Origin of the sequence: Rhodococcus sp. MTM3W5.2, from assembly GCF_001984015.1 — a bacterium.
GTDB lineage: Bacteria > Actinomycetota > Actinomycetes > Mycobacteriales > Mycobacteriaceae > Rhodococcus_G > Rhodococcus_G oryzae.
In genome coordinates, this window is record NZ_CP019572.1 from 3,386,043 (window position 1) to 3,404,550 (window position 18,508).

The 18,508-nt window shown below is 70.4% G+C and carries 12 protein-coding genes, 1 other RNA gene and 5 pseudogenes; 8 read left to right on the forward strand and 10 right to left on the reverse strand.

Annotated elements, in window-relative coordinates; all coding sequences use genetic code 11:
* Positions 1–3 precede the first annotated feature (3 nt).
* From BTZ20_RS15425 to BTZ20_RS15435, 3 pseudogenes are all read right to left on the reverse strand, one after another.
* A pseudogene (locus tag BTZ20_RS15425) lies at positions 4–3,017 on the reverse strand (bifunctional [glutamine synthetase] adenylyltransferase/[glutamine synthetase]-adenylyl-L-tyrosine phosphorylase).
* 6 nt (positions 3,018–3,023) lie between these two features.
* Positions 3,024–4,363 (reverse strand): annotated as a pseudogene (gene glnA, locus BTZ20_RS15430) (type I glutamate--ammonia ligase).
* A gap of 55 nt (positions 4,364–4,418) precedes the next feature.
* Positions 4,419–5,992: pseudogene (locus BTZ20_RS15435) on the reverse strand (alpha/beta hydrolase).
* A gap of 136 nt (positions 5,993–6,128) precedes the next feature.
* On the opposite strand from BTZ20_RS15435, the gene BTZ20_RS15440 reads away from it, so the two are divergent.
* From BTZ20_RS15440 to BTZ20_RS15460, 5 genes are all read left to right on the forward strand, one after another.
* Positions 6,129–7,001: a DUF559 domain-containing protein gene (locus BTZ20_RS15440; RefSeq protein ID WP_077041975.1), complete on the forward strand. Its 873-nt coding sequence runs from the start codon at positions 6,129–6,131 to the stop codon at positions 6,999–7,001.
* 172 nt (positions 7,002–7,173) lie between these two features.
* Positions 7,174–8,022, forward strand: coding sequence for a 3-methyl-2-oxobutanoate hydroxymethyltransferase (gene panB / locus BTZ20_RS15445; protein WP_077041976.1), 849 nt, complete (start codon positions 7,174–7,176; stop codon positions 8,020–8,022).
* A 137-nt stretch (positions 8,023–8,159) separates the two neighbouring features.
* Positions 8,160–8,600: a hypothetical protein gene (locus BTZ20_RS15450; RefSeq protein ID WP_077041977.1), complete on the forward strand. Its 441-nt coding sequence runs from the start codon at positions 8,160–8,162 to the stop codon at positions 8,598–8,600.
* Positions 8,597–9,562 (forward strand): prolyl aminopeptidase, encoded by a 966-nt coding sequence (gene pip, locus BTZ20_RS15455; RefSeq protein WP_411269153.1) that lies wholly within the window; start codon positions 8,597–8,599, stop codon positions 9,560–9,562. The genes BTZ20_RS15450 and pip overlap by 4 nt, the downstream gene beginning before the upstream one ends.
* Before the next feature lie 48 nt (positions 9,563–9,610).
* Positions 9,611–10,483 carry a CHAD domain-containing protein gene (locus BTZ20_RS15460; RefSeq protein ID WP_077041979.1) on the forward strand — a complete coding sequence of 291 codons (873 nt, stop codon included), beginning with the start codon at positions 9,611–9,613 and terminating at the stop codon, positions 10,481–10,483.
* On the opposite strand, the pseudogene BTZ20_RS15465 reads toward BTZ20_RS15460, so the two are convergent.
* The 5 genes and pseudogenes from BTZ20_RS15465 to rnpB form a co-directional block, all read right to left on the reverse strand.
* Positions 10,467–11,877: pseudogene (locus BTZ20_RS15465) on the reverse strand (RNB domain-containing ribonuclease). The gene BTZ20_RS15460 and the pseudogene BTZ20_RS15465 sit on opposite strands and share 17 nt — an antisense overlap.
* Positions 11,878–11,923: 46 nt before the next feature.
* Entirely contained in the window at positions 11,924–12,112 is a 189-nt protein-coding gene (locus tag BTZ20_RS15470) for a hypothetical protein (RefSeq protein WP_077041980.1), read from the reverse strand.
* Between the two features lie 296 nt (positions 12,113–12,408).
* Positions 12,409–12,726, reverse strand: a complete 318-nt coding sequence (locus BTZ20_RS28140) for a potassium channel family protein (protein ID WP_262982479.1) — start codon at positions 12,724–12,726, stop codon at positions 12,409–12,411.
* A 5-nt stretch (positions 12,727–12,731) separates the two neighbouring features.
* On the reverse strand, positions 12,732–13,181 hold the full coding sequence (locus tag BTZ20_RS28145) for a hypothetical protein (protein ID WP_077041982.1): 450 nt from the start codon (positions 13,179–13,181) through the stop codon (positions 12,732–12,734).
* A 46-nt stretch (positions 13,182–13,227) separates the two neighbouring features.
* Positions 13,228–13,643: RNase P RNA component class A (gene rnpB, locus BTZ20_RS15485), an RNA gene on the reverse strand.
* A gap of 86 nt (positions 13,644–13,729) precedes the next feature.
* Here rnpB and BTZ20_RS15490 point away from each other — a divergent pair.
* Together BTZ20_RS15490 and BTZ20_RS15495 are read left to right on the forward strand one after the other, a co-directional pair.
* Positions 13,730–14,254, forward strand: coding sequence for a DUF1697 domain-containing protein (locus tag BTZ20_RS15490; RefSeq protein ID WP_077041983.1), 525 nt, complete (start codon positions 13,730–13,732; stop codon positions 14,252–14,254).
* 23 nt (positions 14,255–14,277) lie between these two features.
* Positions 14,278–15,510 carry an SLC13 family permease gene (locus BTZ20_RS15495; RefSeq protein WP_077041984.1) on the forward strand — a complete coding sequence of 411 codons (1,233 nt, stop codon included), beginning with the start codon at positions 14,278–14,280 and terminating at the stop codon, positions 15,508–15,510.
* A 19-nt stretch (positions 15,511–15,529) separates the two neighbouring features.
* Here BTZ20_RS15495 and BTZ20_RS15500 read toward each other — a convergent pair whose 3' ends face one another.
* Positions 15,530–16,354, reverse strand: coding sequence for an SDR family oxidoreductase (locus BTZ20_RS15500; RefSeq protein WP_077041985.1), 825 nt, complete (start codon positions 16,352–16,354; stop codon positions 15,530–15,532).
* 182 nt (positions 16,355–16,536) lie between these two features.
* Between BTZ20_RS15500 and BTZ20_RS15505 the strand changes: the two genes are divergently transcribed.
* Complete coding sequence (locus BTZ20_RS15505; protein WP_223263804.1) at positions 16,537–16,923, forward strand: MarR family transcriptional regulator; 387 nt, start codon at positions 16,537–16,539, stop codon at positions 16,921–16,923.
* 85 nt (positions 16,924–17,008) lie between these two features.
* Here the strand turns inward: BTZ20_RS15505 and BTZ20_RS15510 are convergent.
* Positions 17,009–18,402 (reverse strand): annotated as a pseudogene (locus BTZ20_RS15510) (dicarboxylate/amino acid:cation symporter).
* Between the last annotated feature and the right edge of the window lie 106 nt (positions 18,403–18,508).

Here is an 18,508-nt window from a genome sequence, read left to right on the forward strand (position 1 = left end):
CGGTCAGGCGCCGAAGGTGTGCTCCACCACGGCCTTCGCCCGGCGCGTGACGCGCAGGTAGTTGTCCAGGAACTCCCCTGCGTCGCCGGAATTCCAGCCTGCGACCTGCGCGACCGCGGACAGCACCCGGCCCGGCCCCGGCAGCTGGTCGGTTGGCTTGCCGCGCACCAGGACAAGGGCGTTGCGGGCCTTGGTCGCCGTGAGCCAGGCCTCGCGCAGCAGCTCGATGTCCGTCTCGCTCATCAGTTCCGCCGCGCCGATCGCGTCCAGCGTCTGGAGGGTCGAGGTGTTGTGGAGGGCGGGCACGTCGTGGGCGTGCCGGAGCTGGATCAGCTGCACCGTCCACTCCACGTCGGCCAGGCCGCCGCGTCCGAGCTTGGTGTGAGTGGCCGGATCGGCGCCGCGCGGCAACCGCTCGGAGTCGACCCTGGCCTTGATCCGCCGGATCTCGCGGACCGCCTGTTCGGAGACCCCACCCTCCGGGTACCGGGTCTCGTCGATCATGTGCAGGAACCGCAGGGCCAGGTCCGGGTCCCCCGCGGCGGTGTGTGCGCGCAGCAGCGCCTGGATCTCCCAGGCCTGCGCCCACTGGCGGTAGTACGCCTCGTAGGACACCAAGGTCCGCACCAGTGGACCGTTGCGGCCCTCGGGGCGCAGGCCGGTGTCCACCTCGAGCGGCGGGTCCGTGCTCGGCGCGCCGAGCAGCTTCTGCACCCGATCCGCGATGCTGTTGGCCCACTTGACCGCCCGGACCTCGTCCTCGCCGGGCTTGGGTTCGCAGACGAACAGCACGTCCGCGTCCGAGCCGTAGCCGAGCTCCCCGCCGCCGAGCCTGCCCATCCCGATCACCGCGAACGACGCGGGCGCGGGCCCACCCAGCTCGGCCTCGCTGGCCCGGATCACCGAGTCCAGCGCGGCACCGAGCACGGCCGCCCACACCGAGGACAGGGCGCGGCACACCTGCGGGACATCGAGCATTCCCAGCACGTCGGCCGACGCCACCCGCGCCAGCTCGTGCCTGCGCAGCGAGCGGGCGGCATTGACCGCACGCACCGGATCGTCGTAACGCGCAGAGGAGGACAGGATCCCGCGGGCGACCTCGTCCGGGTCGATGTCGAGCAGTCGGGGTCCGGTCGGTCCGTCGGCGAACAACCGCAGCACGTCCGGCGCCTTGATCAGCAGGTCCGGGATGTACGCGGACGATCCGAGCACGATCATCAGGCGCTGGGCCACCGCGCCCTCGTCGCGCAGGACCCGCAGGAACCAGTCCTGTTCGAGCATGGCCTCGGACAGCCTGCGGTAGGCGAGCAGTCCGGCGTCGGGGTCGGGCGTGTCGCTGAGCCATTCGAGCAAGGTCGGCAGCAGCAGGGCCTGGATCCGGCCCTTTCGCGATGCGCCGCCGGTCAGCGCCTTCAGGTGACCGAGGGCGTTCTCGGGCGCGGTGTAGCCGAGCGCGGCGAGCTGACGCGTCGCCGCGTCCGGGCTCAACCGGATGGCGTCCTTGTCCAGCCGGGCAACCGATTCCAGCAGCGGGCGGTAGAAGAGCTTGGCGTGCAGGCGACGGATCCGGTGCGCGTTGCGCTTGACCTCGGCGTTGAGCACGCCGAGCGCGTCCCGCTGGCCGTCGGGACGCATGTGCGCCGCTCGGGCGAGCCAGCGCAGCGCCTCCTCGTCGTCCGCGGGCGGCAGCGTATGCGTGCGCTTGAGCTTCTGCAGCTGCAGCCGGTGCTCGATCAACCGCAGGAATTCATACGACGCAGCGAGATTCGCGGCGTCGTCGCGCCCGACGTAGCCGCCGGCCGCGAGCGCGGTCAGGGCGTCGACGGTGCTCTTCACGTGCAGCGACTCGTCCGCGCGCCCGTGCACCAGCTGCAACAACTGCACCGCGAACTCGACGTCGCGCAGACTGCCGCGGCCGAGCTTGATCTCCCGCTCGCGCAACTCCGGCGGCACCATCTCCTCGACCCGGCGGCGCATGGCCTGCAGGTCGACGACGAAGTCCTCGCGCTCGGAGGCCGTCCACACCATCGGGCTCAGCGCGTCGACGTACCGCTCGCCGAGCTCGAGGTCGCCGGTCGCCGGTCGCGCCTTGAGCAGCGCCTGGAACTCCCAGGTCTTGGCCCAGCGCTTGTAGTACGCGATGTGCGAGTCGAGGGTGCGCACCAGCTCGCCGCGCTTGCCCTCCGGCCGCAGCGCCGCATCCACCTCGAAGAAGGCGGCCGAGCCCACCCGCATCAGCTCGCCGGCGAGCCTGCTGGTGGACGCGTCCGAGGGCTCCGCGACGAACACCACGTCGACGTCGCTGACGTAGTTCAGTTCGCGCGCACCGCATTTGCCCATCGCGATCACGGCGAGACGGGCCGGACACGGCCCGTCGGGGTAGATCTCGGCGACCGCGACCGCGAGCGCCCCTGTGAGCGCGGCGTCGGCCATGTCGGAGAGCTGGCGCCCGACCGTCTGATACGGCAACACCGGCTCGTTCTCCACGGTGGCCGCCAGGTCGGAGGCCGCCAGCACCATCAGCTGGTCGCGGTACGTCTTGCGCAGCGCGGCGATCGCGGCGGGGCCGGTGATCCCCGCCCGGTACACCAGGTTGGTCTCGGACGCACTGTCGTCCGGGGCGGCCTTGACGCTGGCCAGCAGCTCGTCGGTGAGCTCGTCCCGGCTCGGCAGCCGGGCCTCCCCCGCCAGCAGCTTCCACCCGGACGGGTCAGCCACCAGGTGGTCACCGAACGCGCTCGACGCGCCGATCAGTCCGAACAGCCTGCCCCGCAGGGCCGTATCGGTGCGGAGTTCGGCGTCGAGCTCGGCCCAACCGTCCCCGAGGCCGTCCTTGACGCGGACCAGGGTGCGCAGGGCCAGGTCGGCATTCGCGGCGCGCGAGAGCGCCCAGAGCAGCTCCAGGCTCTCCGGGTTGGCCCAGTCGAGGTGGGCGAGCTCGTCCCCGCGGTCGGCTCGACGAGGCCGAGACGACCGACGCTGGGGATGGTGGAACGGGCGGTAGGCGGCTTGACCATCGGTGCTTACAGACCCAGGTACGTCTTGATCTCGAACGGGGTCACCTGGCTGCGATATTCCTCCCACTCACGCCTCTTGTTGCGCAGGAAGAAATCGAACACGTGCTCGCCGAGTGCCTCGGCCACCAGCTCCGAGCGCTCCATCTCGCGCAGCGCGGTGTCGAGGCTGCTTGGCAGCTCCTTGTAGCCCATCGCCCGACGCTCCGCTGAGGTCAGCGACCAGACGTCGTCCTCGGCCTCGGGCGGCAGCTCGTAGCCCTTCTCGATGCCACGGAGTCCGGCGGCGAGCAGCACCGCGAAGGTGAGATACGGGTTGCAGGCCGAGTCTGGGCTGCGGATCTCGACGCGACGCGAGGACGCCTTGTTCGGCGTGTACATCGGCACCCGGATGAGGGCCGAGCGGTTCGACGGGCCCAGGACGCGGCGGTCGGGGCCTCGCCGCCGTGGATCAGCCGCTTGTAGGAGTTCACCCACTGGTTGGTCACCGCGCTGATCTCGTTGGCGTGTTCGAGGATGCCCGCGATGAACGCCTTGCCGGTGTCCGAGAGCTGCATCGGGTCGTCCGGGTTGTGGAAGGCGTTGTTCTCGCCCTCGAACAGGCTCATGTGGGTGTGCATGGCCGACCCGGCCTGATCGCTGAACGGCTTGGGCATGAAGGTCGCGCGCACGCCCTCGTTGATCGCGACCTCCTTCACGATGTAGCGGAAGGTCATCACGTTGTCGGCCATCGACAGCGCGTCGGCGTAGCGCAGGTCGATCTCCTGCTGCCCTGGCGCGGCCTCGTGGTGGCTGAACTCGACGGAGATGCCCATCGACTCGAGCGCGTCGATGGCGTGCCTGCGGAAGTTCGGCGCGGAGTCGTGCACGGCCTGGTCGAAGTAGCCGCCGCTGTCCGCGGGGACCGGCGGGGTGCCGTCGGCGGGGCCGTTCTCGAGCAGGAAGAACTCGATCTCGGGGTGCACGTAGCAGCTGAACCCGAGGTCGCTCGCCTTGCTGAGCTGCCTGCGCAGCACGTGCCGCGGGTCGGCCCAGGACGGCGTCCCGTCCGGCATCGCGATGTCGCAGAACATGCGCGCCGAGTGCTGCGCGCCGTCCTTGTGCGCCCACGGCAGGATCTGGAAGGTCGACGGGTCCGGCTTGGCGACGGTGTCCGCCTCCGAGACCCGAGAGAAACCCTCGATGGCCGAGCCGTCGAACCCGATGCCCTCGCTGAAGGCACCCTCGAGTTCGGCCGGGGCGATCGCCACCGACTTCAGGTAGCCGAGCACATCGGTGAACCACAGTCGGACAAAACGGATGTCGCGCTCTTCGAGGGTGCGGAGCACGAATTCCTTTTGGCGATCCATGTCCGCGAGAGTAGGCAAAGTCCGTTAAATCTGTGTTACATCGTGAAATCGGTTACTAACACGTGAGGTCGGGCTGGGGTTCGGTCAGCTCGGTGAGGTACTCGACGACGGGGTCGTCGACGCAGGAGACGCCGCTCATCGCGACCGTGTGCTGGGTCCCCGGTACGTGATCAGGGAGGCCCCGAGCTGCTTGGCCAGCTCCACTCCGGCCTGGTACGGCGTTGCGGGATCCTCGGTCGTCGAGATCACGACGAGGTGCGGCAGACCGGGGGCATCGATCGTGTGCGGGCTCCCGGAGCTGGGCACCGGCCAGAAGGCGCAGGTGTCCAGCGGTGCGTTCCCCGTGCCGCGGCCGTCGTCGAGAAAAGGCGCGGCCCGCCGGAACTCGGTGTCCGCCGCGCCTGCCTCTGCCCGATCGGTGACCGGCGGGTCGTCGACGCACCGAACCGCGTTGAACACGTCCTCGATGTTGCTGTAGCTGCCGTCCTCCTGGCGACCCTCGTACGTGTCGGCCAGCTGCAGGAGGGTGTCGCCGTGACCGTCGGCCAGCGAGTTGAGCCCGCCGCGGAGCATCCCCCACAGGTTCTGCGAGTACAGCGCCTGCTGGACCCCGGTGATCGCGTCCCGGTAGCCGAGGCCCCTTGGGTCGGTGGTGTCCGCGGGCTTGTCGACCAGCGGATCGACCAGCTCCTTGAACCGCGCGCTGAACCGGGCCGGGTCGGTGCCGAGCGGGCAGTCGTCCGACTGCGCGCAGTCCGCCGCGAACGCGTCGAACGCCTTCTGGAAGCCAGCCGCCTGCAGCACCACCTCCTGGACCTGGTCCTGGTTCGGGTCCAGCGCGCCGTCGAGCACCATCGCGCGCACGTTCGCGGGGAACGTCTCGGCGTAGCTCGAGCCGAGCCGGGTGCCGTACGAGTACCCGAGGTAGGACAGCTTCTCGTCGCCGAGCACCGACCGGATCACGTCCATGTCCCGGACCACCTCACGGGTGCCGACATGCTCGAGGAACTCGGCGCCGGTCCGCTCGGCGCACTTGCGCGCGTAGTCGGCGTTCTTGGCCTCGATCCGGGCGATACCGTCCGGGCTCATGTCCACGCCGGGATCCGCGCGCTGCGCGTCGGTCTCCGCGGGCGTCAGGCAGCGCACCTGCGGCGTCGACGCGCCGATCCCGCGCGGGTCGAACCCGATCACGTCGAACCGTTCGCCCAACGCGGTGCCCGCGCCGTCTGTCGCCATCGCCAAGCCGGATGCGCCGGGCCCACCGGGGTTGACCAGGACGGACCCGATCTTCGGACCGGTCGCCTGGCTCCGGGAGATCGCGACCTTCGCGGTGTCCCCTGTCGGGTCCGCGTAGTCGACCGGCACTGTGATCTCGGCGCACTCGAGGCTGCTGGCCAGCGGCATCCCGTCGGTGCTGTAGCCCTCGCAGGACTCCCACTGCGGGGTCTGGGTGTAGAACGCCTCCAGGCCCGCCGGGACCGCGCCCGCCCCCGCGGCGAAGTCACCCGCGGGCCGGCCTGCCGCCTCACCCTGAGCTGCCCCGTCGACCACGCTCCCGCATCCGGCGGCCATGGCTGCGACGAGCGCTCCCACGGCCAGTACGACAGGGACTCGGCGCGATATCGGCATGCCATCGATGGTGCCACGGGCAGGCGGCACCCCGGCCCGGCCCTGATCCGGCAGGGTTTCACCCGCTGCGCGGGCGAATCACTGCCGGATCAGCGATTCGACGGAACCGATCGACTCGGCGCGCGTCGAACAGTGCATGACGTCGACTCGGCTGAACGCGATCATGGCCCGCCAGGACGGCGTGATCACCCTCGGTCAGGCCCGTGCGACCGGGATGAGCGAATCCGCGGTGAGTCGTCGGGTGATGGCAGGTCAGTGGCGTCGACTCCGCCGCGGCGTTTTCCTCCGCGGGGACCACCCGTTGACCCATGCAGCGGCGTTGCGCGCGGCCGTCTACGGGTCGGGTCCGGGCGCAGTCGCATACGGTCCGAGCGCAGCGTGGTGGCACGGTCTGACCCAGGTACCGCCGACCAGGCACTGGGTGAACGTCCCACGTGGGCGCCCCGCGTCACCCGACCCGGCCATCCGAATGCGCCGCCGCGACCTGGGGTGGGAGGACATCGGGACCTTCAGGGCCCTCGGCGCGACCGAGCTGCCACTGACAGCGTTGGAGGCGGCCGTCGAACTTCGGAACGGATCAACACTTCTCGATCGCGTCCTGCAGCGGCATACGTCGTTGCCCATCCTGGTCGCTGTGCACGAGCGAAACCGCGGGCGGGCCGGTACCTCGGCCGCGGACCGGTTGCTCCGGTCGGCCGGTGAGGGTGGCCACTCCGAGGCAGAGCGGATCCTGCACCGCCTCCTCCGTTCGGCAGGGCTCACCGGGTGGGCCGCCCACGTGTGGGACCACGGGTTCGAGATCGACGTGGCGTTCACAGGGCAGCGCCTCGCGATCGAGGTGGACGGGTGGGCCTGGCACCGCGATGCCGCGAGGTTCAATCGAGACGCCGAGCGCCAGAACATCCTGGTCAATGCCGGCTGGCACGTCCTGCGCTTCACCTGGCACCGGCTCACCCTCGACCCGGACGGAGTGCTGGCCGAGATCCGGACCGCCCTCGCCCGTCACTGACGCGATCCGGCTGAGTTCCGCCCGCCATCCGGGCGAATCACTGCCGGATCCGATGTGACCAATTGCACGTCACCGCCTGTTCTCGGGGTGGTCGGCCGGTGGCAGACTGAGCTACGTCATCACCCACAACCCGGGGACCCGCACTGGGCCTCGAGGCACGAAAGGGACACTGATGTCCGATAACACTGCGCCCTACGGTTCCGCGCCCGCTCAGCCGGCCGCCAAGCGAACCAAGATCCGCACCCACCACCTGCAGACCATGAAGGCCGAGGGCGAGCGCTGGGCGATGCTCACCGCCTACGACTACTCGACCGCGCGGATCTTCGAGGAGGCCGGCATCCCGGTACTCCTGGTCGGCGACTCCGCCGCGAACGTCGTCTACGGCTACGACACGACGGTGCCGATCACCATCGACGAGCTGATCCCGCTGGTCCGCGGCGTGGTCCGCGGCGCCCCGAACGCCCTCGTCGTCGCCGACCTGCCGTTCGGCAGCTACGAGTCCTCGCCCGAACAGGCGCTGGCCACCGCCACCCGGTTCATGAAGGAGGGCCAGGCGCACGCGGTCAAGCTCGAGGGCGGCGAGCGCGTCGCCCCGCAGATCGCCGCGATCACCGCCGCGGGCATCCCGGTGATGGCGCACATCGGGTTCACCCCGCAGTCCGTGAACAGCCTCGGCGGCTTCCGCGTGCAGGGCCGCGGCGACGGTGCCGAGCAGCTCGTCGCCGACGCCATCGCCGTGCAGGAGGCCGGCGCGTTCTCCGTGGTCATGGAGATGGTGCCCGCCGAGATCGCCGGCCAGGTCACCCGGAAGCTGACGATCCCGACCGTCGGCATCGGCGCGGGCTCCGAATGCGATGCGCAGGTGCTGGTCTGGCAGGACATGGCCGGGTACACCAGCGGCAAGACCGCCAAGTTCGTCAAGAAGTTCGCCGCCGTCGGCGACGATCTGCGCGGCGCGGCGGCCGCCTACGCCGCCGAGGTCCGGTCCGGCACCTTCCCCGCCGAGGAACACAGCTTCTGACGCCGGTTTCCCCGCGCGACGACGATCCGCCCTCTCGCGGGGCGGGTTGTCGTCGCGCGATGGCACACTCGATGACAACGGCGCGCGCGGGTATCCCGTGCGCCGTCACACACTTCACCGAAAGACAGGGTGCCTACATGTTCCATCGTCGTCTCGCGGCTGCCGTCGCCGGAGCCGCTGCTGTCGTCGCACTCGCGAGCGGCTGCGCCACCGAGAACGCCCCGGCCCCCGCTCCCGCGCCGAGCGGCGGCACGGGCGCCCTGCCGGGCACCTCGGTCGCCCCTGCGCCCGGTGGCCCGGTCGCGGGCGGCGTCACCGAGGTGCAGGCCGCCCAGCTGTGCTCGGACATGCAGGCGCAGCTGCAGAGCTGGCGCACGTACACCCCGACCATCGGCAAGGGCGGGCTGAACACGGTGGTCGGCACCTGGGCCGCCCAGAACGGCATCAATGTCATCGAGCTGATGGGCAACAAGGCCCGGATCGACGCGATCACCCAGGCGCAGTGCCCGGACGTGCGCGCCGAGGCCATCGAATCGCTGCGGATCCCAGACCTCGCATCGGGCCTGATCGGGTTCTGACACCGATGCGGGACCTGTACCCCGAGATCGAGCCGCACCGCGCCGGACACCTCGACGTCGGCGACGGGCAGCGCATCTACTGGGAGGTCAGCGGTAACCCCGACGGCAAGCCCGTCGTGTTCCTGCACGGCGGGCCCGGCGGCGGCACCACCGCCGACCACCGCCGGTTCTTCGACCCCGACGCCTACCAGATCGTGCTGTTCGATCAGCGCGGCTGCGGGCGTTCGACCCCGCACGTCGCCGACGGCGCGGACCTGTCGGTGAACACCACGGCGCACCTCATCGCCGACATCGAGGCGCTGCGCACCTACCTCGGGGTGCAGCGCTGGCAGGTCTTCGGCGGTTCCTGGGGTTCGACGCTGGCGTTGGCCTACGCGCAGGCCAACCCGGACCGGGTCACCGAGCTGGTGCTGCGCGGGGTGTTCTTGCTGCGCCGCAGCGAGATCGACTGGTACTACAACGGCGGCGCGAGCGCGATCTACCCCGACCTGTGGGAAGGGTTCCTCGCCCCGGTGCCCGAGGCCGAGCGCGGCGGCGACCTCGTCGAGGCCTACCACCGCCTGCTGCACTCCCCCGACGACGACGTCGCGCTGGCGGCCGCGGTCGCCTGGTCCACCTGGGAGGGCGCCACCAGTTCGCTGCTGCCCCGGCCCGCACGGGTCGAGGAGACCGCAGAGCCGCGCTTCGCGCTGGCGTTCGCGCGGATCGAGAACCACTACTTCCGCAACCACGGATTCCTCGCGGAGGGCCAGCTGCTCCGCGACATCGCCGCGATCGACACGATCCCGGCCGTGATCGTGCAGGGCCGGTACGACGTGGTGTGCCCGGCGACCAGCGCGTGGGCCCTGCACCGGGCCTGGCCGTCGGCCCGGCTGGTGATCGTCGACGACGCCGGGCACGCCGCGAACGAGCCGGGGATCGCCCACCACCTGGTCGAGGCGACCGACACCTTTCGCGGCTGACGCCCGAATCTCTCGACAGCGACGGACACGGGCGGGTAGACCTGAGGTATGGGCAAGGGGCGCACACCGGACGGGACCGCTGCCGTGCTGGCGGCGTTACGCGATCACGCCGACGAACTGGATTCACGCGCCGACGAGGTGCGCCGCGACGAGTTCGACTCGGTGCACCAGATGCGGGTCTCGACGCGGCGACTGCGCAGCGTGCTCGGCAGCTACAGGTCACTCTTCCCGGACGGCGCGACCGACGGCGTGCGGGCCGAACTCCGATGGCTGGGTACGGTTCTCGGCAACGCCAGGGACGCCGAGGTGATGGCCGAGCGGTTTCGCGATCTCCTCGACTCGCAACCGCCCGAACTGGTGCGCGGTCCCGTCCGCCATCGCCTGGTGGCGACGAACGAGCTCGCCTACCGCGATGCGCACATCGAGGCCGTCGCCGCGCTCGACGGCACTCGCTACGAGGCGCTGCTGGCCTCGCTGGACGCCCTGCTCGCGGCGCCCCCGTGCCGAACCGACGCGGTCCGCTTCGGGCTACACCGCGCCCGTCGCAAGCTACGCAAGGCCGCGCGGAAGGCGGGACTCGCCGGACGGGGCACCGTCGAACCGACGCCGGAGCGCCTGCACACGGTCCGCAAGCGCGCCAAGGCGCTCCGGTACGCCGCGGAGGCGGCCGCATCCACCCGTCCCTCGCCCGTGCGGGCGGGTAGGGCGGCCAAGAAGCTGCAGACCGTGCTCGGGGACCACCACGATTCCGTGGTCGCACGGTCTCGACTACTGGCCGCGGCCGACCTGGCCCGCGGGGCGGGCGAGGACACCTTCACCTACGGTGTGCTGACCGCCGTCGAGGCCGACCGGGTCCGACCCGCCGTGCCGCGCTCGCGAAAGCTGGTGCGCAAGATCAGGTCTGCTAGCCGGAAGCTGTAGCCGGGTAGCCGAACTTCACCGTCCGCGCGGTGACGTCGGCCTGAACCAGGCGCACGGACACCGCCTCGCCCTCCGGCGGATCGCCGAGGCACTTGCCGATCACCGTCGCCTGCGGCGCGAACACCTCGGCCTCCCGCTTGCCGTCCACCCGCGCAGCACCACCGCGTCGAACACCTCGCCCTCGCGGCCGGCGAGCAGGGTGGCCTCCGTGAGGTCCACGCAGGCCCGATCGACCTTGTTGGCCAACGTGTCCGAGCCCCTCATCAGATCCGACAGGGAGGGTAGGGCGTCGCGAACCCATTGCGGCACCGGCGTTCCCGCGCAGATCGCCAGGCACACCTCGGTGCTGAACCGGTCCGAGAGGCGCCGCAGCGGCGCCGTCACGTGGGCGTACGGGGCGCCGATCCCGGAATGCGTGACCAGCTCCGGGACCTCGCCGTCGAACGCGGCGTAGCCCGCACCGCGCAGCAGCGAGGTCGCCTCGGTCATCATCACCAGCGTCGCGGGCGTGTTCGGTTCCAGGCCCGCGAGGAATTCGCCGACAGGGACCTGCGTCGGCCAGTCCATGCCGAGTGCGCTCGCGGCCCTGCGCAGTGCCGCGACCGCGCCGGGCGCAGGGGCGGGCAGGGTGCGCAGCAGTCCGATGCCGGCGTCGATCATCAGCTTCGCCGCACACATCCCGGTCAGCAGCGACACCTCCGCATTCCAGTCGTCGGCCTCGGTGCGCGGCTGCAGCTCGAGCCGCCAGCCGTCGCCGTCGCCGACCACCTCCTGCTCGGGCAGCTTGAGCTCGATCGCGCCGCGGTCGATCGCGGAGGCGAGCCGCAGCTTGCCGAACTCGGGCAACGCCGCGATCGAGGGATGCAACGAGCCGGACTCCGAATCCGCCTGCACCCCTGCGTAGTCGAACCGTGCGACCGAACGCACCAGGGCGCGGGAGACCTCGACCGAGACCGGCTCCGCCCGCTCGTCGAGCTCGATCCGCCACAGCGCGGCCGGCCGCACCAGATCGGGTAGCAGGCTGGCCGCACCCTCGGACATCACCCGTGGGTGCAGCGGCAGCGATCCGTCCGGCAGGTAGAAGGTCTGGCCGCGCCGCCGGACCTCGGCGTCCAGGTCGCCGCCGGGGACGACGACGGCCGCGACGTCGGCGATCGCGTAGTGCAGGACGAACCCGGTGGGCGTGCGCTCGAGGTGCACGGCCTGGTCGAGATCCATGGACGTCGGCGGGTCGATCGTGACCAGCGCCAGGTCGGTTCGGTCCGCACGCTCGGCCGCGTATCGGTCGACCGCGGACTCCGCCTCGGCGATGGCCCTCGGGGGAAGTCGGCGGTCAGCGAGAAGTCGGTCCTGATGGCACCGAAGTCGATCCCGCGGGCAGAGATACGCGTCATCACAACTGCCGAGCGTAGTGGCTCGGCTCGTCCGCGCGGCCGAACGTCAGTTGTTCCAGTCGTCCTCGGCCTTGTCGGCGGCCTTGTTGCGCTCCGCGGCGATCTCCAACGCCCGCGCGGCGGTCTCACGATCCGGATAGGGACCCATCCGGTCGAGCCCGCGGGCGTCCTTGCCCTGACGCACCGAACCGTCCGACACGCAGTAGTACCAGAGGTGCTCTTCGTCCTCGCTCATGTCTTCAGTGTGCCCGGTTCCCGGCACCCTCACCATCCGAACCGCCGCCTCGAAATCTTTTCGGCCCGTTCGCTTGAGGACTGCACGCAAGCATGAGACTCTTACGCGCGGCAGGGTACGGCGTGTCACATCCACCGCACCCGTATCCCAGGATTCGAGAGTTTCCGCGCTGCACCGCCTCAACCCGTATGAAATGGAGAATCACCCGCATGGCCCCATGTCTTACCTGCTCTACGATGCCCTCCTCCCGCATCTCGGAGCCGACGCCGCCGAGCACTGGGCGACGACCCTGGTCGTCAACCCGATCTGAGGTCGGACGTCGACAAAGATGCCCCCGCCGTTTCGGCGGGGGCATCTTTTTGCGCGCTCGCCGCCCCGGCCTGCTCCGCCAGCCTCCGATTGAGGTCCGCGATTTCCGCGGTGAGCCGGTGGATCTCGTCGTTGGTGTGCTTCGCCCCGTCCTCCTGGGCGGCGGCGACCCGTTCGACGAACCACGAGGCCAGCGACGCGGTGACGACACCGAGCAGCGCGACGCCGCCGAGCATCAGCCCGAACGCGATCAATCTGCCCTCCGCCGTCGTCGGGTACCGGTCTCCGTAGCCGACGGTGGTCACCGTCGTCACCCCCACCAGAGCGCGTCCCCGAACCCGGTGATGTTCGCGTCGGGATTGGCTCGTTCGGCGTCGAGGACCGCGAGGGCGGCGCAGAACACCAACAGCGCGGTGCCGCCCACCACGTACGCCCCGACCCTGCCCCGGAACGATCCGGCCATGCTGCGGCTGAGCGCGGCGAGCACCACCACCAGGCGCAGCGGACGCAACAGCGGGAGCAGCAGCGCCACCAGTTCGAAGAGGTTGGCCCGGACGAAGGGCCACTTCTCGCGTGCCCGCACGAGTCGGTCGCCGTAGTCGAGCGCGAAGGCCGCCCAGGTGACGATCATCGCGACGTCACAGAGGAGCCGGATTCCCGGTGCCAGACCCACCACCAGGATCGGGAGGGCATAGGCCGCCAGGAAGACGAGCGATGCGACCGTGAGAAGGGTGTCCCTCGATGACTTGAGCAGTGCCATCGGCCGAGAGTAGCGACTGCCGACGTGCACATTCTCGGTAAGTGGGCGGACGAGTTGGTCTGTAAGCCGGATCCTGTCCCCGGCGCCGAGGCGCCGGGTGGCGACCATCCATCTGGGCACACCGTTGCCGGGTACCTCGAGCGGTCCACCCGCAGGCTCGGGCGAGCAGCCCTCGAACACCTGCGCAGCCGCACCTTCGAGAAGGTGCGGCCTTCGACCTTGCTCCGGGCGGGGTTTACCTAGCCACCCCAGTCACCTGGGGTGCTGGTGCGCTCTTACCGCACCGTTTCACCCTCACCGACGCTCACGCGCCGGCGGTCTGTTTTCTGTGGCACTGTCCCGCGGGTCACCCCGGGTTGCCGTTAGCAACCGCCCTGCTCTGTGGAGTCCGGACTTTCCTCGGCCCTGGGCCTGCGCGCGCGAGCGCACGGTTCCCCGAGCCGCGGTCGCCCGACCAACTCGTCCGCCGCTACAGACTACTGCCTGACGCGCACACCTCCGACACTCGAACGCTTGTTTGACCGGCGTCGACTGTCTACCGTCTAGCCATGGCCAGATACATCGCGTTGCTGCGGGGCATCAATGTCGGCGGGATCAACATCAAGATGGCGGACCTCAAGGACGCGATCTCGGGGCTCGGTTTCGACAACGTCAAGACCGTATTGGCCTCGGGCAATGTGCTTTTCGACTCCGACCGCGTGGACCGCGAGGCGATCAAGTCCGATATCGAGGCCTGCCTGCGGGAGAGGTTCGGCTACGACGCCTGGATCGTGCTCGTGGACCACCCGAGCCTGGCCGCGATCGTCGAGGGCTTCCCGTTCGAGGCCGACCGGGACGGGTGGCACCCGTACGTGCTGCTGTCCTCGGACCCGGCGTCGCTGGACGACATGTTCGCCGCCGCACAGTCTCTCGCGCTCGGAGACGAGGCGGTCGCCCTCGGCGACGGCGTCCTGTACTGGCATGTCGAGCGCGGCGAGACGCTGCAGAGCCCGTTCGGAAAGCTCAGCGCCAAGGCCAAGTACAAGTCGACGACGACCAACCGGAACCTGCGCACGCTGCGCAAGCTGTTGTGACGGTCGGCTGAGGTACTCGCCGAATGGTCTGGCTTGTCGGCGCCCTCGTCGCCCTGGTGCTGGCCGCCGCGATCCTCCGGCCGCACGGACTGCCCGAGGTGGCCGTCGCCGCGCCCGCCGCCGTGATCGTGGTGGCCGTCGGTGCGGTCACCCCGGCGCAGGCGCTGGAGGAGGTGCGCACGCTCGGTCCGACCGTGGCGTTCCTCGCCGCGATCCTCGTGCTTGCCCACCTCACGGACGCGAGCGGCGTGTTCACCTGGACCGCGTCGGTCCTGCGGCGCGGTTCCCGGGGTCGCCCGAAGCGGCTGCTGGGACTGGCATTCACCGCCTGCGCGGTCACCACCGCGGTGTTGAGCCTGGACGCCACGGTGGTGCTGCTGACGCCCGCGATCCTGGCGACCGCGACGAGGATGGGCATCTCGGCGCGCCCGGTGAACTATGCCGCGGCGCACCTGGCCAACTCGGCATCGACGCTGTTGCCGGTCTCGAACCTGACGAACCTGCTGGCCTTCTCGGCGACGGGCCTCGGGTTCCTCCACTTCGCCTCCCTGATGGCACTGCCGTGGTTCGTCGCGATCGCGGTGGAGTTCGCGGTGTTCCGGCTCTTCTTCGCGCGCGACCTCGCCGTGCCGCCGGAACCGGCCCCGACGCCTACGCGGATCGTGCCGCCGCCGCGCTGGGCCCTGACGGTCCTGGGTCTTACCCTGGCGGGCTTCGCGCTGTCCGGGCTCGTCGGGGTGGCCCCTGCGTGGATCGCGGTCGCCGGCGCGGTCCTGCTCGGCGTGCCAGCGCTGAAGGAGGGGCGCACCAGGCCGCGGTCGATGCTCGCCGCGGCCGATCCCTACTTTGCGGTGTTCGTCCTCGCGCTGGGGATCCTCGTCGCTCCCCTGACCGACGGGGCGGTCGGTGACTGGATCGGGGGCCTACTACCGCATTCGGAGTCGTTCACGGCCCTGCTCCTGACAGCGTCGGTTGCCGCGCTCGCCGCCAACCTGATCAACAACCTGCCCGCCACCCTCCTGATGATCGGCGCCCTCGGCCCTGGCGCACCGACCGGGCTGCTCTTGGCGATGCTGATCGGGGTGAACCTCGGGCCGAATCTGACCTACACCGGGTCCCTGGCAACGCTGCTGTGGCGCCGGGTGGCGACCCGCTGTGGGCAGCCGCCGACGCTGGGCACCTTCACCGCGCTCGGCGTGATCAGCACTCCACTGACCATCCTCGGCGCCGTCACCGCGCTGTGGCTGGCGCTCTGACACGGCAGGGCCTGCCAAGTCAGCCGACGGCGAACTCGGCGGCGTGGTCCTGCGCCCACGTGGTGAAGCTGCGAGGCCCGTGGCCGGTGAGGACCCGGACGTGGTCCGTGAGCTCGACGGGCGTGCCGTCGTTGGACCGCCACCACTTCAGGAGCGCATCGGCGTAGTCCGCGGGGACATGGTCGGCCATCTCGGCCTTCCAGGCGTCACCGGTGACGTGGTCAACGGCGATGGGCGTGCCGATGACACGGGCGAGGACCTCGATCTGGTCGGCGAACGTGACGGACTCGGCACCGGAGAGGGTGTACGCGCGACCCGCGAGGCCGGGATCGGTGAGCACGGCCAGCGCGGCCTCGGCGACGTCCGCCTCGTGGATCGGGTCGTTGTGGGCGCCGGGATACGGCAGGCTCACGGGACTGCCGGACCTGATGGGCCACGCCCAGGCCTGCGCGTTGCCTGCGAAGGCGCCGGGCCGGAGCAGCGTGGTGCGGATCGGCGACGCCAGCAGGGCGTTCTCGACCTCGAGGTGGGACCTGGCCATGATGTCGGTGGCGGCGTCCGGTGCGAGGACGGACGACGAGGACAGCAGCACGATGTGCTCGACGCCCGCCGTCGTGGCGGCGGCGATGAAGGCATCGATCTGCGCGGCCGCGGCATAGAGGAAAACCGAGGTCACCCCGTCCAGCGCGGCGGCGAAGTCGGCCGCGTCGGTGAGGTCGCAGCGGATCGTGGACGGGTCCTGCGGGTTGCTCGAGGCCGCGCGATACGGCAGCCCCCTGGCGTCGAGGAGGGCGATGAGGCGCTGGGCGACGGCGCCTCGGCTGCCGGTGACGAGGATGGTCATGGGGTTCCCTTCGCTGGAGTATTCTGTGTGCACTACGCAGATTCTGCGTGACGCAATCTCTGCGTGACGCAGATAAACTTATGCAGGGAGGTCCTACGGTGTCAACCCGTGCGGAGTTGTTGAAACAGATCGCCGTCGACAGCCAGCGGCACTACGCCGACTACACGCTGTTCAATCAGGCGATGGCGGATCACCTCGGCCTGCACCCCACCGACCTGCAGTGCATCGCGCTGCTCGACGTCGAGCCGGGGCCGGTGAGCACCGGCGAGATCGCCCGACTGACCGGGCTGACCTCGGGATCGGCGACCCGGTTGGTCGACCGCATGGCCAAGGCCGGACTCGTGGAACGCCACGCCGACCCGCAGGACCGCCGCAGGTCCCTGGTCACGCTGGCCCCCGAGGCCAGGGCGCGAATCGGTGCGGCGTGGGACGTGCCGGGGACGGCCTTCGGTGCGGTACTGGAGACCTACAGCGACGACGAGCTGGCGGTCATCTCGGACTACCTGAACCGTGCCGGGGCCGTCGGGCGGGCACAGGCGGAACGCCTCGCGGGACCGGACGCGTCCTGACACGATCCCCCGAAACACGAAGCGCCCCGCCTCCACATCGGGGAGACGGGGCGCTGCGCGTCGGGGACAGTCCCCTGGGGCCAGGTCAGACGGTCGCGGGGACCTTCTCCGCGGACGGCGGCAGTTCGGGGTCCTCCTCGGCGAACGGGTCGCCGTTGCGGGGCGCGTTGTAGAGCTCCTCGTCGAGGATCCCTCCCGCTTGGCGACGATGGTCGGGACCAGCGCCTGCCCGGTGACGTTGAGCGCGGTGCGACCCATGTCGACGATCGGCTCGACGGCCAGCAACAGGCCGACACCCGCGAGCGGGAGCCCCAGGGTGGACAGGGTCAGCGTGAGCATCACGGTGGCACCGGTGGTGCCCGCGGTGGCGGCCGAACCGATCACCGAGACCACGACGATCAGCAGGTAGTCCGTCAGGCTCAGGTCGATGCCGTAGAACTGGGCCACGAAGATCGCGGCGATGGCCGGGTAGATCGCGGCGCAGCCGTCCATCTTGGTGGTCGCGCCGAGCGGCACCGCGAACGACGCGTACTCGCGCGGCACTCCCAGGTTGCGCTCGGTGACCCGCTCGGTGAGCGGCAGGGTGCCGATCGAGGAGCGGGACACGAAGCCGAGCTGGGTGGCAGGCCACACGCCTGAGAAGAACTGCTTGACCGAGAGACCGTGCGCGCGAACGAGAATCGGGTACACGACGAAGAACACGATCGCCAGGCCGATGTAGACGGCCAACGTGAACACGCCCAGCTGACCGATCGCGTCCCACCCGTACGTGGCCACGGCCTTCGCGATCAGCGCGGCGGTGCCGATCGGGGCGAGGCGGATGATCCACCAGAGCACCTTCTGCACGATCGCGAGCAGCGAAGCGTTCAGTTCCAGGAACGGCTCCGCCTTCTTGCCCACCTTCAGCGCCGCGATCCCGACCGCGATCGCGATGACCAGCAGCTGCAGGACGTTGAAGCTCAGCGACGTGGTCGCGGCACCGGAGTCCGTGACCGTCGTCTTCGCGCCGAGGGCGAGGAAGTTCTGCGGCACCAGGCCGGTCAGGAACGCCCACCAGGAGCCGGAACCCTTCGGGACCCCGGCGTCGTCGGGATTGACGGACGTGTTCGCCCCGGGCTGGGTGATCAGCCCGACCGCGATGCCGATCAGCACCGCGATGAACGCGGTGATCGCGAACCACAGCAGCGTCTGGACGGCGAGACGGGCGGCGTTGGCCACCTGGCGGAGGTTGGCGATGGAGCTGACGATCGCCGTGAAGACCAGCGGGATCACCGCGACGGTCAGCAGCGCGACGTAGCTCGAACCGATGGTCGTGACGGTGCCGGTCAGCCAGTTGGGACTGCCGTCGTCGGCGAGGGGCATCGAGCGTGCCAGCAGTCCGATGAGGACGCCGGCGATCAGGCCGACGACGATCTGTGGGCCGAACGAGGTTGCCCAGCCGGGCAGGCGCCTGGTGCGGGCGAGGGTGGGGGCCGACATGTGACGGACCTTTCGTGATGGGTGCGCAGCAGCAGGCACGCTCGTGCGAGCGTGGGTGCGCGGGGAGTGCTGACGGACGCCGGGCCCGGGACAGACGTCGACCGGG

Bases quoted from the DNA above. Each gene is read 5' to 3' on its own strand.
- BTZ20_RS15495 (WP_077041984.1), top strand. From the start codon at position 14,278: ATGGTCTGGCTTGTCGGCGCCCTCGTCGCCCTGGTGCTGGCCGCCGCG.
- BTZ20_RS15500 (WP_077041985.1), bottom strand. From the start codon at position 16,354: ATGACCATCCTCGTCACCGGCAGCCGAGGCGCCGTCGCCCAGCGCCTC.
- BTZ20_RS15440 (WP_077041975.1), top strand. From the start codon at position 6,129: ATGACGTCGACTCGGCTGAACGCGATCATGGCCCGCCAGGACGGCGTG.
- BTZ20_RS15470 (WP_077041980.1), bottom strand. From the start codon at position 12,112: ATGAGCGAGGACGAAGAGCACCTCTGGTACTACTGCGTGTCGGACGGT.
- BTZ20_RS28145 (WP_077041982.1), bottom strand. From the start codon at position 13,181: ATGGCACTGCTCAAGTCATCGAGGGACACCCTTCTCACGGTCGCATCG.
- panB (WP_077041976.1), top strand. From the start codon at position 7,174: ATGTCCGATAACACTGCGCCCTACGGTTCCGCGCCCGCTCAGCCGGCC.
- BTZ20_RS15460 (WP_077041979.1), top strand. From the start codon at position 9,611: ATGGGCAAGGGGCGCACACCGGACGGGACCGCTGCCGTGCTGGCGGCG.
- BTZ20_RS15490 (WP_077041983.1), top strand. From the start codon at position 13,730: ATGGCCAGATACATCGCGTTGCTGCGGGGCATCAATGTCGGCGGGATC.
- BTZ20_RS15505 (WP_223263804.1), top strand. From the start codon at position 16,537: ATGGCGGATCACCTCGGCCTGCACCCCACCGACCTGCAGTGCATCGCG.
- BTZ20_RS15450 (WP_077041977.1), top strand. From the start codon at position 8,160: ATGTTCCATCGTCGTCTCGCGGCTGCCGTCGCCGGAGCCGCTGCTGTC.